The organism is Luteococcus sp. H101 (assembly GCF_038433155.1).
GTDB lineage: Bacteria > Actinomycetota > Actinomycetes > Propionibacteriales > Propionibacteriaceae > Luteococcus.
Genome location: NZ_JBCDMW010000019.1, coordinates 77,015 through 91,988, shown reverse-complemented (window position 1 = coordinate 91,988; position 14,974 = coordinate 77,015). Strand labels below are relative to the sequence as shown.

The window sequence follows — 14,974 nt, the reverse complement described above, 5'->3', positions numbered from 1 at the left end:
GCCGGATCTTGATCCGCCGGTTGGCCCGGGGCGGAACTCCAGTCATGCTGGAGCCCGTCCCGGGCACCTCCGAAGGACCAAGATCATCGATTTCGCGACCAAGATCAACAGACTCTGACCAGGAGATGTGAGCAGACCATGAGCGAGAACCAGCAGCCAGACCCGCAGCAGCCCGACGAGGTCAGTGAGCAGACCCGTCAGGAGATCGACGAGGCGATGGCCGGCGCGCAGACGCCCGCCGAGGAGGCTCCGGTGGAGAGCAGCGTCGCGGAGCCGGCCGACCGGGTGACCGAGCTGGAGGCCCTGGTGGCCGAGCGCACCCTGGACCTGCAGCGGCTGCAGGCCGAGTACGTCAACTACAAGCGACGGGTTGACCGGGACCGTCAGATGGCCAAGCAGCAGGGCGCCGAGGGCATGGTGCGCGAGCTGATGCCGGTGCTGGACGGCATCCACATGGCCCGCGAGCACGACGAGCTGACCGGCGGCTTCAAGATGGTGGCCGACGAGATTGGCAAGGTGGCCGAGAAGCACGGCCTGGTGGCCTTTGGTGAGGTGGGCGACGAGTTCGACCCGAACCTGCACGACGCCCTGATGCAGGTGCCGTTGCCCGGCGCCACCAGCACCTGCGTCTCCCAGGTGATGCAGCGCGGCTACCAGATGAATGGCCGGGTGCTGCGCCCGGCTCGGGTTGCCGTGAGCGAGCCCGATCCCACTGCCGCGGGCGAGCCGCAGGGTCAGCCCGCCCCCCAGAACTGACTGCACCGAGGAAGGAGGAGGCGCCATGAGCGTTAAGGACTACGCGGAGAAGGACTACTACAAGATCCTGGGCGTCTCCAAGGACGCCAAGCCCGAGGAGATCAAGAAGGCCTTCCGTAAGCTGGCCCGGGAGAACCACCCGGACCAGCACCCCGGGGATGCCAAGGCGGAGCAGCGTTTCAAGGACGTCTCGGAGGCCAATTCCGTGCTGTCCGACCCCAAGAAGCGCAAGGAGTACGACGAGGCCCGCAGCCTCTTCGGTGGCGGCGGCTTCCGCTTCCCGCGGGGCGGCCAGCCGGGTGCGGCCCCCGGCGGCGTCAACGTCGAGGACCTGTTCCGCAATGCCCAGGCCGGCGGCGGTTTCGGGGACCTCTTCGGTGACCTGTTCGGCCAGGCGGCCGGCGGGTCGGCCCGTCGTGGTGCTGGTGGCCGGGGGGCTCGTCGGGGATCCGACGTGGAGGGCGACGTGACCATCAGCTTCACCGACGCGGTCGACGGCACCACGGTGGGCGTGCAGATGGTCTCGGAAGCGGCCTGCGCGGCCTGCCGCGGGACCGGGGCCAAGGCCGGCACGGTGCCCGAGGTCTGCCAAACCTGTCAGGGCTCCGGCGTGCGCACCTCCACCAGCGGCGGGGTCTTCGGCGTCACCGAGACCTGCTCCGACTGCAAGGGCCGGGGTCTGGTGGTCAAGGACCCGTGCGAGGTCTGCCACGGCTCCGGCCGGGCCAAGTCTGCCAAGACCATGCAGGTGCGGATCCCGGCCGGCGTCACAGACGGTCAGAAGATCCGGGTCAAGGGCAAGGGTTCCCCGGGTGAGAACGGTGGTTCCGCGGGTGACCTGTACGTGCTGGTGCACGTCCGCCCGCACGCAATCTTCGGGCGCAAGGACGACAATCTGACCGTCACGGCGCCGGTCACCTTCGCCGAGGCGGCGCTAGGGGCCGAGATCGAGGTGCCGACGCTGAAGGGTTCGCGGGTCAAGCTGCGGATTCCCGCCGGCACCCCGAATGGGCGCACCTTCCGGGTGCGTGGCAAGGGGGTTTCCCGCCCCAATGGCACCACCGGGGACCTGCTGGTCACCGTCGAGGTGCAGGTGCCGGACACCCTGGATGAGCCGGCCAAGCAGAAGCTGCGGGACTTCGACCAGGCCGTGGGGAGCAGTGATCCGCGGGCCACGCTCTTCGGGAGCACCTCGTGAGCGCCAACTATCCGCAGGTGGTTGACCGCGACGCCGCCGTCTTCACCATCGGCGTCGCGGCCAACCTGGCCGGCATGCACCCCCAGACCCTGCGCCAGTATGACCGGTTGGGGCTGGTGGTGCCGCGTCGTTCCCGCGGGCGGGGACGACGCTATTCCCCGCGCGATGTGGCCAAGCTGCGCCTGGTGCAGCACCTCAGCCAGGACGAGGGGATCAACCTCAGCGGAATCCAGCGGATCCTGGAGCTGGAGAACGAGCTGGACGCCTTGCGGAGCCGGCTGACTGAGGCGGAGGCCCTGCTGGCGGAGGCCCGGGCCGCGCGTTCGGTCCCCGGTGCCGGTGGCCGGGTCTTCACCGCCGAGACCTCCGGTGCGGTGCATCTGGGCCGGCACGTGACCCGTCGCCAGTTGGCTCTGCCGGCGCGCTGAGCCTGCGGTTCCGGCGACGCGACGTAGTCCGGATGCCCGATTGGGTGTGACGTGGCTCACCATTGTGGCTTTCCGAGCCGCAGATCCCACCCAATTGGGGCAGGTGGTGAGTTGGATTCGCGCGCCGCCACTGCCAAGATCAGTTCCATGGACACTGAAGTTCCCCACAAGCCCGCGGTGCTCTGCCTCGGGGAGGCACTGGTCGACGTCGTGCTGCGCGAAGGTGTGGTCACCGGCGAGCACGTCGGCGGTAGCCCGCTCAACGTTGCCTGTGTGCTCTCCCAGCTTGGCCACGACGCCACCATCGGTGCTTGGTGGGGCAAGGACGAGCGTGGTGCGGCCATCGAGCAGCACGCCGCCGACCATGGGGTGCCCGTCCAGCCCGGCAGCGACGGGGCCGCCAAGACCCCCGTCGCCTACGCCCACCTGGACGCTGAGGGTCGCGCCACCTACGAGTTCGATCTGGAATGGGCGCTGCCCGACATGTCCGGCGTCGAGCGCTACGCCCACCTGCACACCGGCTCCATCGCCGCGACGCTGGAACCCGGCGGAACCCAGGTGGTGGACGCGGTCAAGGCCGTCAAGCCCACCGGCACCATCAGCTATGACCCCAATGTCCGCCCGGCCCTGATGGAGTCCCCGGACAAGGTGGTGGGGCGGATCGAGGAACTGGTGGCCCTGGCCGACGTGGTCAAGGCCTCCGACGAGGACGTCGAATGGCTCTACCCGGGGGTCCCGGTGGAGGACATCATGCGTCGCTGGGCCGCGATGGGCCCGGCACTGGTGGTGCTCACCCGCGGCCCGTGGGGCGCGTACGCGCTGCTGGCCCACAACCGGGACATGCTGCACGTGGACCAGATGACGGTGAAGCTGGGCGACACCGTCGGCGCCGGCGACTCCTTCATGGGCGGCCTCCTCTCCGGCCTGCTGGATGCCGGGCTGATCGGCTCCCGGGAGGCGGCGGCCCGGCTGGCCGACGCGGGGTGGAATGAGGTGCAGCCGGCGCTGCACCGGGCCGTGATCACCTCGGGCCTGACCGTCAGCCGGGCCGGGGCCCATGCGCCCACCCGGGATGAGGTGCAGGCCGTGATGGACGCGGACCCCGGCCTGGCCCACTGACCGTGCGGGCAGGCCGCGACGGATCCCGTCGGGCCTCCATCGGTCCGACGCCCGGACTGCGCAGCCGTAACGTCGTGGTGCAGCTGCTCCAACGGCTGCACCAGGATGTTGCGGCTGCGCAGTGATCCGTCGACGCCCGATCAGCGGGCGATCACCTGCACCAGCAGGATCTTCACGATGGTGCCCAGGGCGAACAGCGCCCCATAGGCGCTCTCGATCCGCTCGTCGTTGACCTTGGAATTGGCGAAGGCCAGGATGGCTGGCTGCCCGACGAAGCCCGCGAAGCCCCCGCTGGCGCGCTGGGCGGACAGCCCGATCAGCCGGGCCCCGGCCAACACGATCAGCCCACCCAGCACCAGGCTCACCCCGCTGACCAGGAGCACCGCGGCGCCGGTCAAGGTGAGCGCCTGGGAGATGAAGGCCGGGCCCGACGCCAGTCCGACGGCGGCCAGGAAGATCATCAGCCCCAGTTGGCGCAGCGTCGCGTTCACCACGCCCGGCAGGTCCCAGCGGAAGGGGCCGGTGCGGTGCAGTGCGCCCAGGACCATCCCCACCACCAGCGGGCCGGCCGCGGCGCCCAGACCGAAGCGCAACCCGCCGGGCAGCGGCAGCACCACGGCGCCGGCCAGCAGGCCCAGGCTGATCCCCAGGCCCATGGTCAGGGCGTCCACCTGGCTCACCCGTCGCTCCGAATCCCCGAAGAAGTCCACCGCGTCCTCGAGCTGGTTGCTGGGCACCACCGCCAGCACCCGGTCCCCGGGCTGCAGCACCAGGTCATCGCGGGCCAACATGTCCAGGTCACCCCGGCGCACCCGGGTGATCACGCCGTGCAGGTCAGTCTGCACGTTCAACTCCGCAATGGTGCGGCCCACCACGTGCGGGGAGCTAACCAGGAAGCGCCGGAAGTCGACATCGCGACGGTGGTGCGTCAGGTCCCCGGACTCGCTGGCCCGGCCCAGGAAGTTGATCGCCGTCTCGACGTCGTCGGGGGAGCCGATCACCAGCACCCGGTCTCCGGGCAGCAGCGGCCCCAGCCCGCGGGCCACCCGGATGTCCCCGTCGCGCTCCAGGTAGGAGAACTTCACCGTCTGGTCACGGAAACCGGGTACATCCCACAGCTCCGCCTCGCGCTGCACCCGGGCGGTGACGGCGACGATCCCGGCCTCGGCCAGCGAGCGGTTGTCCCGGTGGCCGGGCCAGCGTCGCTCCACCACCAGCGCGACCATGATCATTCCCACCACTACGCCCGTCGGGTAGGCCAGGGCGTAGCCGACGAGGGTGTCGCCGGAGCCCTGGGTGGCGGTGATCGCGGCGTCGATGGCCGGCGAGGTGAGCACCCCGGCGTAGAGGCCGGCAATGTGCCCAGGGCTGAGCCCCAAGAGCCGGCCCAGCCCGGCGCCGACGCCCGCCATGGCAGCCAGCCCCAGCACACCGGCCAGCATCAGCGACCACTGCCGGCGCAGATCGGAGACAAAGGTGGAGCCCGCGGCCAGACCGACGGTGTAGCAGAACAGCACCACGCCCAGACTCTTCACCAGCCCCAGCCCCGTGGCCGTGCCCAGCCGGGCGTCGAGGGCGCCGATCACCAGGCCCATGAACAGCGCGCCGGCCGCGCCGAAGCGCAGCGGGCCGAACCTGATCTGGCCCAGCAGGGCGCCGGTGGAGAGCACCAGCATCAGGGTGAGCAGCGGATGGGTGGCGAGGAAGTCAAGCACGGGCAGTCTCCGGGGTGGGGTGGGGCAATTGTGCTCCCGTCAGGAGCTGGACGGCGACTCGGGCATGATGGTGGACGTGCAGACATCCGAGCCCACCGTGCTGGTCGTCGAGGACGACAAGCAGGCCTCGACGCTGCTCGCGGAGATCCTGACCGAGCGCGGGATGCGGGTGGTGCAGGCCTTCACCGGACTCGACGGGATCCGGCTGGCGCACAGTGCCCAACCCGACCTGGTGCTGCTGGACCTGATGCTGCCCTTCAAGAGCGGCGACGAGGTGCTGCGCGCCATCCGGCAGGAGAGCCAGGTGCCGGTGATCGTGGTGTCGGCCCGGGAGACCACCCGGACCAAGATCGACCTGCTGAACCTGGGCGCCGACGACTATGTCACCAAACCCTTTGACATCGACGAGGTGGTGGCCCGGTGCGAAGCGGCCCTGCGTCGCTCCGCCGGGCCGGCCAGCCCGCGCACGGTGCACCACCATGGTGATCTTGAACTGGACGAGACGGCGCACCGGGCCAGTGTGGCCGGGCGGGAGCTCTGCCTGACGGCCACCGAGTTCGGGCTGCTGACGGTGCTGATCCGGGACCCGCGGATGGTGCACGCCAAGGCCAGGCTCTACGCCCAGGTCTGGGGCGAGGAGGTTGGCTACGACGAGCGCACCGTCAACGCCCACATGCACAACCTGCGTCGCAAGATCAAGAACGCTGCCGATTGTGATCCGATCAAGACCGTCTGGGGGATCGGCTACACGTTGCGGGAGCGGTAGGGGCCCAGCAGGATCTTGGCGAAGTCTTGAGGGCAACCTTCACCATTTCTTGACAACTGTCCAGCAGTCTCGTGGTCATGGACGAGATGGTGGTGAGGACCCGGGGGCTGACCAAGACCTACGGCACGGTCAAGGCCCTGGACGACGTCGGGATCGAGATCCCGCGTGGTGAGATCTACGGGCTGGTGGGGCAGAACGGGGCGGGCAAGACCACGCTGATCCGGCTGCTGACCGGCCTGGCCCGGCCTAGCGCCGGCAGTCTGGAACTGTTCGGTGCGACAGGTGCCGCGGTGGTGGCGCAACGCTCCCGGATCGGTGCCCTGATCGAGTCGCCGGCGCTGAGCCTGGACCTGACGGCCCGGCAGAACCTGGAGGCCCTGCGGATCCAGCGCGGGCTGGCCGGCGGACACTGGACCGACGAGGCACTGGAGGTCGTCGGCCTGACCGAGACCGGGAACAAGAAGGCCGGCAAGTTCAGCCTGGGCATGCGCCAGCGCCTCGGGCTGGCCATCGCGCTGCTGGGGCGCCCGGAGCTGCTCATCCTCGACGAACCGGTCAACGGGTTGGACCCCACCTGGATGGCCCGGGTCCGCGAGGACCTGGTGCGCCGCGCCCATGAGGACGGAACCACCATCCTCGTCTCGTCGCACCTGTTGGCGGAGCTGGACCTGTTCGCCACCCGCTACGGGTTCATCCACCAGGGCCGCCTGGTGCGCCAGCTCACCGCCCCGCAGCTGCATGAGCAGTGCCAGCGCACCCTGCGGATCCGCGTCGACGATGCCCCACGGGCCGCAACCGTGCTGGAGGAGGAGCTGGGCATCCGCAACTACCGGCTGGCCGATGACCACAGCCTGCTGTTGACCGACCACCTGGACGCGTCGGCCATGATCAACTCCGCCCTGGTGGGCGCCGGTCTGCAGGTCAGTGCCCTCGAGGTGCGCGGCGCCTCGCTGGAGGAGTACTTCACCGACCTCGTCACGGGAGCCTGAGATGTTTGCCAACATGCTGCGCGCCGACGCCTACCGCTTCCTGCGGTCCCGCTTCGCCGCTGTCACCGGGGTGGCCTTCTGCGTGGTGATCGGCCTGTTCTGCCTGTTCAACTTCGCCGACCACGCCTCCACATCCTTCGCCTTCGGCGGCCCCATCGGAGTGACCAAGGACGGCGTCGAGCTGATCGACGGCTTCGTCGGCTTCGCCTATGCGGACCCGGCGCACCCGTTGTTCTGGGAGCTGGTCTACTCGGCCACCTGCTTCACGGCGGCGACGATGTTCGCCATCCCGATCACCGGCATGATGATCACCTCGTCGGATGACCAGAACGGGATCACCAAGATCGCCGTCGCCCAGGGGCAGTCGCAGACTCGTCTCTTCCTGTCCAAGGTGGTCCTGTCGGTGGCCGTGACGGGAATCCTGTGGGCGCTGCACAATGCGATCACCCTCGCACTGGTGCTGGTCCGGGAGGATGTCTCGCTGACCGGTCACCAGGTGGGCCAGTGGGCGTGGCTGTGCCTGTTGATCTTCCTGCCCCAGGCCGTGTTGATGTTGCTGGTCAGCTTGGTGACACTGATCAGTCGCTCCCGGGTGATGGGCCTGGTGCTGCTGGTCGTCCTGGTGCTCGCGGCCCCCATCCTGGCGGCCGTCGTGCGGGCCCATCCCTCGCGGTGGGCGGACCTGACGCTGGGCATCAGCCCTGTGTGGCACCTGAACCGGGTCTCCCGGGCGTGGGCCGAGACGCAGATCGTCGGGCACACCTGGCTGATGTTCGCGCTGGGGGTGGTGTTGCTGGGTGCCGCCAGCCTCGCGTGGCTTCGCCGCCGCGAGCTGAGCTGACTGCAAGACTGGCCTCATGACGGGCTGGATCGTGGCCGCGGTGTGCGCGGCAGTCGCGATCTGGTCCGTCATGCGCGTTCGGGGGCTCCACCGGGAGATCCGCGACGTCCGTGTGCAGATGGAGCGTCGCCGGAAGTCCGGTTCGCGCGAGCCACTGTCCCTGGTGGTGCGCGACGACGAGCTGGAGCATCTGGTGGCCGACGTGGACACCTCGCTGGCGCAGCTGCGGGTCGAGGGGGTGGCTACCGCCGCCCGCGAGGCCAGGCTGCGCCGCGAGATTGCCGACATTTCCCATGACCTGAAGACTCCGCTGATCGCGGTGCGCGGCTACCTGCAGCTGGTGCAACGCGACGGCGCGGCCGCCGACACCTCCCCGCGACGGCTGCAGACGGTGCTGGAGCGGGTTGATGATCTTGCACGCCTGGTGGACGACTTCTTCGAGCTGAGTGTCCTGGACGCCGGTGGTCGGAGGCTGGAACTGGGGCCGGTGGACGCCACTGCGGTGGTGACCGAGGCCCTGCTGGGCTTCTACGTCGCCTTCGAGACCAAGGGCATGGAGCCAACGGTGGCCGTGCCCACCGAGCCGCTGCTGGTGCAGGCGGAGAGCACCGCGTTGGGGCGGGTGGTGCGAAACCTGGTCGCGAATGCCCTGGCGCACGGTGGTGGCGACGTCGCGGTGAGCCTCTCCCGCAAGGACGGCCAGGCCGTGCTGTGCGTCGCCAATTCCGCCCCCGGGCTGGGCGTCGAGGAGGCGGAGCGGCTCTTCGAACGCTTCTACCGGGCAGATCCCGCCCGGACCGGTGCGCACGCCGGCTTGGGGCTGTCCATCGTGCAGGAGCTGGTGCGTCAGATGGGCGGCACCCTGCAGGCCCGGGTTCGGGACGGGCAGCTGCGGATCGTCGTCGGGTTGCCGCTGGCCAGCACATGACCCCGTTACGCTGTCCTCATGCGTGAACTGCAGAAGGTCATCGTCGAGGAGATGGGCGTCAAGCCCCAGATCGACCCCGCCCAAGAGGTGGAGCGTCGGGTCCAGTTCCTGTGCGACTACGTCAAGGCCACCCACACCAGCGGCTTCGTGCTGGGCATCTCCGGCGGGGTGGACTCCACCCTGGCCGGCCGGCTGGCCCAGATGGCCGTGGACCGGCTGCGGGCCGAGGAGATCGACGCGGACTTCGTCGCCGTCCGGCTGCCGCACGGTGTGCAGGCCGACGAGGCCGATGCCGCCGCCGCGATGGACTGGGTGGCCGCCCGCACCGAGGTGACCCTCAACATCAAGGCCGCCACCGATGGCATGGAGGCCGCCTTCGAGCAGGGCACCGGCATGCAGATCAGCGACTTCAACAGGGGCAATGTGAAGGCCCGGATGCGGATGGTGGCCCAGTACGCCATTGCGGGGGAGCGCAACCTGTTGGTGATCGGCACCGACCACGGCGCGGAGTCCACCGTCGGGTTCTTCACCAAGTTCGGCGACGGCGGCGCGGACATCCTGCCGCTGTTGACCCTGGACAAGGAGCAGAACCGCCAGCTGCTGCAGCATCTGGGCGCCCCGGAGCGGCTGTGGGCCAAGGTGCCCACGGCGGACCTGCTGGACGACAAGCCGCTGCGCACCGATGAGGACGAGCTGGGGATCAGCTACGACGACATCGACGCCTACCTGGAGGGCGCCGAGGTGCCCGACGAGGTGGCCGAGAAGATCGAGCAGAAGTGGCTGCGCAGCCGCCACAAGCGCACCACCCCGGTGGAGATCCGCGACACCTGGTGGCGCTGAGCCGCCGCAAGTGTAGGGCCTGAAGCGCAGAGTCAGCCCAGCAGGGTTGCGGTCACGAATCGCTTGCCATCAGATCATCGACGAGCTCCGAGGTGACTCTCCCACCGCGGTGGGGGAGCACTGGAAATCCGTTGCGCACGGCAGTCTGGCTGATCGGCGTGGCGGTCAACAGGGCCCGGCGAGCCAGCTCGCTGATCACCGCGCCCGTGGTGGTTCGCTGTGCTGAGGCGATCTGACGGGCGCTCTCCAGCACGTCGTCGTCAATGCTCAAGGTGGTCCGCATGCCACCACGGTAGATCACGGCTGCAGCGTGATGGAGTGGTGCAGGCGCCGGTGGGCCCCGGCGCAGTGCGCGCGGGGCCCACCTGTCTGTGCGGAGGCGCCTCAGGCGGTGTAGTCGATCACCGCGCGGCCGTCGATATTGCCCTGGGCCATCTCGTCCAGGATGTCGTTCACCTCGTCGAGGCGACGCTTGGAGTATGTCGGGTGGATCTTGCCCTCCCGGTAGAACTCCAGCGCCTCCACCATGTCCTGCCGGGTGCCGACGATGGATCCGCGGATGGTCAGTGCCTTCAGCACCAGGTCGAAGATCGGGGCCGGGAACTCGCCCGGGGGCAGGCCATTGAAGACGATGGTGCCGCCGCGCCGAGCCATCCCGATCGCCTGGCCGAAGGCGTGGGTGTGTACCGCCGTGACCAGCACCCCGTCGGCGCCGATCCCGGTGATCTTGTGCACCGCCGCCTCGGTGTCCTCCTCGCGGGCATTGACCACGGCCTCGGCGCCGTGCTTCTGGGCCAGCTTCAGCTTGTCGTCGGACACGTCGATGGCCACCACCCGCATCCCCATCGCCTTGGCGAACTGCACCGCCACGTGGCCCAGGCCGCCGATGCCGGAGATGGCGATCCATTCGCCCGGCTTCACCTCGCTCATCTTGAGGCCCTTGTAGACGGTCACGCCGGCGCACAGCACGGGCGCGATCTCATGCGGGTTGGCGCCCTCGGGGATCTTGGCGGCGTACTTGGCGTCCACCAGCATGTACTCCCCGAACGAGCCGTCGACGCTGTAACCGCCGTTCTGCTGCTGCTCACACAGGGTTTCCCAACCGGTCCGGCAGAAGCGACACTCGCCGCAGGCCGTCCACAGCCAGGCATTGCCCACCATGTCCCCGACGCCGAACTCGGTGACCCCTTCGCCGATCTCCTCGACGATGCCGACGCCCTCGTGGCCGGGGATGAAGGGCGGGCTGGGCTTGACCGGCCAGTCGCCGTCCTTGGCGTGCAGGTCGGTGTGGCAGACGCCGGAGGCGATCAGCTTGACCAAGGCCTGGCCGGGGCCCGGAGTGGGGCGCTCCACCTCCTTCACGTCCAGGTCCTTGCCGAACTCGGTGACCACTGCTGCCTTCATGCTTCCCATGGCTTTCCTCCTGTGGGTGGGGGTGCGCCAGCTCCGCGTCGAGCCGGCGCGTGTGGGTTGGGTGGCAGTGCCCCGCGTCGTCGGTGACGGGGGTGTGGACAACGACGATAGGGGCGCGTGGTGGCCGACCGGAAGGGCTGATGTGAAAAAAGTCACAGTGTGGCCGGATTCCTTGTGTGACTTGACGTCTGGCCGGCCTCGGCGGTAGATCGCGCGGGGTGGGCGGCCGCGGCAGGGGCGCTCGGGGTGGACATCGGCCGGGAACAAGCCTTGGAGGAGGGGCGAGGAAGGGCGGCGCCAAGGAAGGGCGGGAGGCTCATCGGGGTGGGAATATCGGGCGCCCGTCAAGGGTTGAGTCTGATGTACTCAACTTTGGTTGAAGTTGGCTGCGCTCGGGGTGATACTTGAGCCACCGCCACTCAACCCAGGCCCTGACCCCTGCTACCCAGAAGGAACCATGGATACCGAGAAGCTCACCACCATGAGCCGGGACGCGGTCTCGGCTGCCATCCGAAATGCGCTGGCCAATGGCAACCCGAATGCCGAGGCGGTGCACCTGCTGCACGCCCTGCTGCTGGTGCCCGACAACACCGTCGGGCCGCTGCTGGCGTCCATCGACGTGGACCCCGCCAAGGTCAGCACCGCGGCCCAGGCCGCCATCAAGAAGCTGCCCAGCGCCCAGGGCAATTCCGTCAGCCAGCCCCAGCTCTCGGGTGCTCTGGCCCGGGTGCTGGCCGACGCCGAACTGCGCGCCGACGAGCTGGGGGACTCCTATGTCTCCACCGAACACCTGCTGCTGGCCCTGACGGCCGTCACCAGCGACGCCAGCAAGATCCTGCTGGATGCCGGCGCCACCGTCGACAAGATCAACAAGGCCTTTGCCGATTCCCGGGGAGATCGCCGGATCACCAGCCCCGAGGCCGAGGGCGGCGAATCGGCGCTGGCCAAGTACTCCGTCGACCTCACCGACCGCGCCCGCGAGGGCAAGCTCGACCCGGTGATCGGCCGGGACCAGGAGATCCGCCGCGTGGTGCAGGTGCTGGCCCGCCGCACCAAGAACAACCCGGTGCTGATTGGCGAGCCCGGCGTCGGCAAGACCGCCGTCGTCGAGGGGCTGGCGCAGCGCGTGGTGGCTGGCGACGTCCCCGATTCCCTCAAGGGCCGTCGCGTCGTCAGCCTGGACCTGTCCAGCATGGTGGCCGGCGCCAAGTACCGCGGTGAGTTCGAGGAGCGGCTCAAGGCTGTGCTGAAGGAGATCAAGGAGGCTGAGGGCCAGATCATCACCTTCATCGACGAGCTGCACACCGTCGTCGGGGCCGGTGCCGGCGGCGAGGGCGCGATGGATGCGGGCAACATGCTCAAGCCCATGCTGGCCCGCGGTGAGCTGCGGATGATCGGCGCCACCACCCTGGACGAGTACCGCGAGCGGATCGAGAAGGACCCCGCCCTGGAGCGTCGCTTCCAGCAGGTCTACGTCGGTGAGCCGACGGTGGAGGACACCATCGCCATCCTGCGCGGTCTGCGCGAACGTTACGAGGCGCACCACAAGGTGCGGATCACCGACGGCGCGCTGGTGGCCGCCGCCAGCCTGTCCAACCGCTACATCACCCACCGCCAGCTGCCGGACAAGGCCATTGACCTGATCGACGAGGCCGCCAGCCGCCTGCGGATGGAGATCGACTCCAGCCCGGAGGAGATCGACGTGCTGCGCCGCCAGGTGGACCGGATGACGATGGAGCAGTTCGCCGTGGAGAAGGAGACCGATGCCGCCTCGAAGGCCCGGTTGGAGCGGCTCAACCAGGAACTGGCCGACGCCGAGGAGCAGCTGCGCGCCCTGGAGGCGCGCTGGGAGTCGGAGAAGGCCGGGCTCAACCGGGTGGGCGACCTCAAGACCGAGATCGACAAGCTGCGCGGCGAGGCCGAGCGCTTCCAGCGCGAGGGTGACCTGGCCAAGGCCGCGGAGATCCAGTACGGCCGGATCCCGGCCCTGGAGAAGGAGTTGGAACAGGCCAGCCAGGCCGAGGCCGAGCAGAAGCAGGGGGCGATGGTCTCGGAAGAGGTCGGTAGCGCCGACATCGCCGAGGTGGTCAGCGCCTGGACGGGGATCCCCGTCGGCAAGATGCTGCAGGGGGAGAGCGAGAAGCTGCTGGGCATGGAGGGTCACATCGGCGAGCGGCTGATCGGCCAGGCGCAGGCGGTCAAGGCCGTCGCGGATGCCGTCCGGCGTAGCCGCGCCGGGATCAGCGACCCGAACCGGCCCACCGGCAGCTTCCTGTTCCTGGGCCCGACGGGTGTCGGCAAGACCGAGCTGGCCAAGAGCCTGGCGGACTTCCTGTTCGACGACGAGACGGCCATGGTCCGGATCGACATGTCCGAATACTCGGAGAAGCACTCGGTCAGCCGGCTGGTCGGTGCCCCTCCTGGCTATGTCGGCTACGAGGAGGGCGGCCAGCTCACCGAGGCCGTGCGACGGCGGCCCTACAGCGTCGTGCTGCTCGACGAGGTGGAGAAGGCCCACCCGGACCTGTTCAACATCCTGTTGCAGGTGCTGGATGACGGTCGACTCACCGACGGCCAGGGCCGCACCGTGGACTTCCGCAACAGCATCCTCATCCTGACCAGCAACCTGGGCAGCCAGTTCCTGGCCGACCAGAACCTGGACAAGGACGCCAAGCGCGAAGCCGTGATGGGTGTGGTCCGCGGCGCCTTCCGGCCCGAATTCCTGAACCGGCTGGACGAGATCGTGATGTTCGACCCGCTGACCCAGGAGGACCTGACGCACATCGTCGAGACCAACCTGGCCAAGATCAACGCCCGGCTTGCCGAGCGTCGGATCACCATCAAGGTCAGCGACGCCGGTAAGGAATGGCTGGCCCGCACCGGCTTCGACCCGGTCTACGGTGCCCGTCCGTTGCGCCGGCTGGTGCAGACCACCGTCGAGGACCAGATGGCCAGGAAGCTCTTGGCCGGCGAGATCGCCGACGGGGATGAGGTCACCTTCGATGTCGACGAGTCGAGCGAGGGGCTGCACCTCGTCTGAGGGGTAACCTCGTCGGGTGAGCACTGAGCGCGTCGTCCCCGATCCGGAACGGCCGGGTTGCTGGTTGGTCCGGGTCGGGGGCGCCGACCAGTCCTGGGTTGACCCGGACGACCCCGCCCATTTGGAATTCGACTACATGCAGCGGCTCGCCGACCACCTGGACCAGCACGGCCAGCCGGGTGAGCGGCTGCGGGTGGTGCACATCGGGGGAGCGGCGATGACCTTGGCCCGTTATGTGTCGCACACCAGGCCCACCTCCCCGCAGATCGTGTTGGAGCCGGATGCTGAGCTCACCGCCGAGGTGCGCGCCAAGATTCCGCTGGGCAAGCACTCCGGCATCAAGGTTCGCCCCGTGGGTGGCCGCGAGGGCATCGCCGCCATGCCCGAGGACTATGCCGACGTGGTGGTGCTGGATGCCTTCGTCGGCGCCCGGGTGCCGGGCGAGCTGGTTGGACTGGACTTCCTGACGGACGTACGCCGGGTCCTGGTGTCCGAGGGCCTGTTCCTGGCCAACGTCACCGACACCCACCCCTTTGACTGGACCCGACGAGTGTTGGCCGGCCTGCGGAGCACTTTCGCCCATGTCATGCTGAGCGCCGAGAGCGCCACCCTCAAGGGGCGGCGCTTCGGCAATGTGGTGATTGGCGCCAGTCCGGTGGCGCTCCCGGTCGACCGGCTGGAGCGGCGGGCCGCCGGCGCAGTCTTCCCCCATCGATTGGTGCATGGTGAGCACCTGACCCGTCTGGTGGGTGGCGCGCAGCCCTTCTTCGGGGTGGGTGAGGAATCTCCCGGGCCGCCGGCGGGCCGGGCCTTCTTTGAATGAGTCAGGAGCTGATTGGCCGAGTGGCCCGTGGCAAGGGGAATTTCTGCGGAGTGGACTCTGGTGTCTCAATGGATGGATAACTTTCGAGGGAAAGCGTGAAAACACGCAAAGAAGGGTG

Annotated in this window: 14 protein-coding genes; 11 read left to right on the top strand and 3 right to left on the bottom strand. The window is 69.0% G+C overall.

Annotated elements, in window-relative coordinates:
* Positions 1-138: 138 nt before the first annotated feature.
* The 4 genes from AAEX60_RS07195 to AAEX60_RS07180 all read left to right on the top strand — a co-directional run bounded on the left by AAEX60_RS07195 (position 139) and on the right by AAEX60_RS07180 (position 3,501).
* Complete coding sequence (locus tag AAEX60_RS07195) at positions 139-756, top strand: nucleotide exchange factor GrpE (protein WP_342102248.1); 618 nt, start codon at positions 139-141, stop codon at positions 754-756.
* Positions 757-781: 25 nt separating this feature from the next.
* Entirely contained in the window at positions 782-1,954 is a 1,173-nt protein-coding gene (gene dnaJ, locus AAEX60_RS07190; protein ID WP_342102247.1) for a molecular chaperone DnaJ, read from the top strand.
* Positions 1,951-2,382 carry a heat shock protein transcriptional repressor HspR gene (locus tag AAEX60_RS07185; RefSeq protein ID WP_342102246.1) on the top strand — a complete coding sequence of 144 codons (432 nt, stop codon included), beginning with the start codon at positions 1,951-1,953 and terminating at the stop codon, positions 2,380-2,382. The genes dnaJ and AAEX60_RS07185 overlap by 4 nt, the downstream gene beginning before the upstream one ends.
* A 147-nt stretch (positions 2,383-2,529) precedes the next feature.
* Positions 2,530-3,501 carry a carbohydrate kinase family protein gene (locus AAEX60_RS07180; protein ID WP_342102245.1) on the top strand — a complete coding sequence of 324 codons (972 nt, stop codon included), beginning with the start codon at positions 2,530-2,532 and terminating at the stop codon, positions 3,499-3,501.
* 140 nt (positions 3,502-3,641) lie between these two features.
* Here AAEX60_RS07180 and AAEX60_RS07175 read toward each other — a convergent pair whose 3' ends face one another.
* Positions 3,642-5,222: an aspartate:alanine exchanger family transporter gene (locus tag AAEX60_RS07175; RefSeq protein WP_342102497.1), complete on the bottom strand. Its 1,581-nt coding sequence runs from the start codon at positions 5,220-5,222 to the stop codon at positions 3,642-3,644.
* A 70-nt stretch (positions 5,223-5,292) separates the two neighbouring features.
* Here AAEX60_RS07175 and AAEX60_RS07170 point away from each other — a divergent pair, with 70 nt between their 5' ends.
* The 5 genes from AAEX60_RS07170 (at position 5,293) to nadE (ending at position 9,580) form a co-directional block, all read left to right on the top strand.
* Positions 5,293-5,982 (top strand): response regulator transcription factor, encoded by a 690-nt coding sequence (locus AAEX60_RS07170; protein ID WP_342102243.1) that lies wholly within the window; start codon positions 5,293-5,295, stop codon positions 5,980-5,982.
* A gap of 77 nt (positions 5,983-6,059) precedes the next feature.
* Positions 6,060-6,971 (top strand): ABC transporter ATP-binding protein, encoded by a 912-nt coding sequence (locus AAEX60_RS07165; RefSeq protein ID WP_342102242.1) that lies wholly within the window; start codon positions 6,060-6,062, stop codon positions 6,969-6,971.
* Between the two features lies 1 nt (position 6,972).
* Complete coding sequence (locus AAEX60_RS07160) at positions 6,973-7,812, top strand: hypothetical protein (protein WP_342102241.1); 840 nt, start codon at positions 6,973-6,975, stop codon at positions 7,810-7,812.
* Positions 7,813-7,828: 16 nt separating this feature from the next.
* Complete coding sequence (locus tag AAEX60_RS07155) at positions 7,829-8,740, top strand: sensor histidine kinase (protein ID WP_342102240.1); 912 nt, start codon at positions 7,829-7,831, stop codon at positions 8,738-8,740.
* Positions 8,741-8,758: 18 nt separating this feature from the next.
* The gene (gene nadE / locus AAEX60_RS07150) at positions 8,759-9,580 is read left to right on the top strand and encodes an ammonia-dependent NAD(+) synthetase (protein WP_342102239.1); all 822 of its coding nucleotides are present in this window, start codon (positions 8,759-8,761) and stop codon (positions 9,578-9,580) included.
* Between the two features lie 52 nt (positions 9,581-9,632).
* Here the strand turns inward: nadE and AAEX60_RS07145 are convergent, their stop codons facing one another.
* Positions 9,633-9,863, bottom strand: coding sequence for a hypothetical protein (locus AAEX60_RS07145; protein ID WP_342102238.1), 231 nt, complete (start codon positions 9,861-9,863; stop codon positions 9,633-9,635).
* 101 nt (positions 9,864-9,964) lie between these two features.
* Positions 9,965-10,993, bottom strand: a complete 1,029-nt coding sequence (gene adhP / locus AAEX60_RS07140; RefSeq protein WP_342102237.1) for an alcohol dehydrogenase AdhP — start codon at positions 10,991-10,993, stop codon at positions 9,965-9,967.
* Between the two features lie 457 nt (positions 10,994-11,450).
* On the opposite strand from adhP, the gene clpB reads away from it, so the two are divergent.
* Entirely contained in the window at positions 11,451-14,033 is a 2,583-nt protein-coding gene (gene clpB / locus AAEX60_RS07135) for an ATP-dependent chaperone ClpB (RefSeq protein WP_342102236.1), read from the top strand.
* A 16-nt stretch (positions 14,034-14,049) separates the two neighbouring features.
* A complete protein-coding gene (locus tag AAEX60_RS07130) occupies positions 14,050-14,856 on the top strand; it encodes a spermidine synthase (RefSeq protein ID WP_342102235.1) in 807 nt (268 codons plus the stop codon).
* Positions 14,857-14,974 lie beyond the last annotated feature (118 nt).

Coding starts and splice junctions, on each gene's coding strand:
- AAEX60_RS07160 (WP_342102241.1), top strand. CDS start 6,973: ATGTTTGCCAACATGCTGCGCGCCGACGCCTACCGCTTCCTGCGGTCC.
- AAEX60_RS07180 (WP_342102245.1), top strand. CDS start 2,530: ATGGACACTGAAGTTCCCCACAAGCCCGCGGTGCTCTGCCTCGGGGAG.
- dnaJ (WP_342102247.1), top strand. CDS start 782: ATGAGCGTTAAGGACTACGCGGAGAAGGACTACTACAAGATCCTGGGC.
- AAEX60_RS07195 (WP_342102248.1), top strand. CDS start 139: ATGAGCGAGAACCAGCAGCCAGACCCGCAGCAGCCCGACGAGGTCAGT.
- nadE (WP_342102239.1), top strand. CDS start 8,759: ATGCGTGAACTGCAGAAGGTCATCGTCGAGGAGATGGGCGTCAAGCCC.
- AAEX60_RS07165 (WP_342102242.1), top strand. CDS start 6,060: ATGGACGAGATGGTGGTGAGGACCCGGGGGCTGACCAAGACCTACGGC.
- AAEX60_RS07155 (WP_342102240.1), top strand. CDS start 7,829: ATGACGGGCTGGATCGTGGCCGCGGTGTGCGCGGCAGTCGCGATCTGG.
- clpB (WP_342102236.1), top strand. CDS start 11,451: ATGGATACCGAGAAGCTCACCACCATGAGCCGGGACGCGGTCTCGGCT.
- adhP (WP_342102237.1), bottom strand. CDS start 10,993: ATGGGAAGCATGAAGGCAGCAGTGGTCACCGAGTTCGGCAAGGACCTG.
- AAEX60_RS07145 (WP_342102238.1), bottom strand. CDS start 9,863: ATGCGGACCACCTTGAGCATTGACGACGACGTGCTGGAGAGCGCCCGT.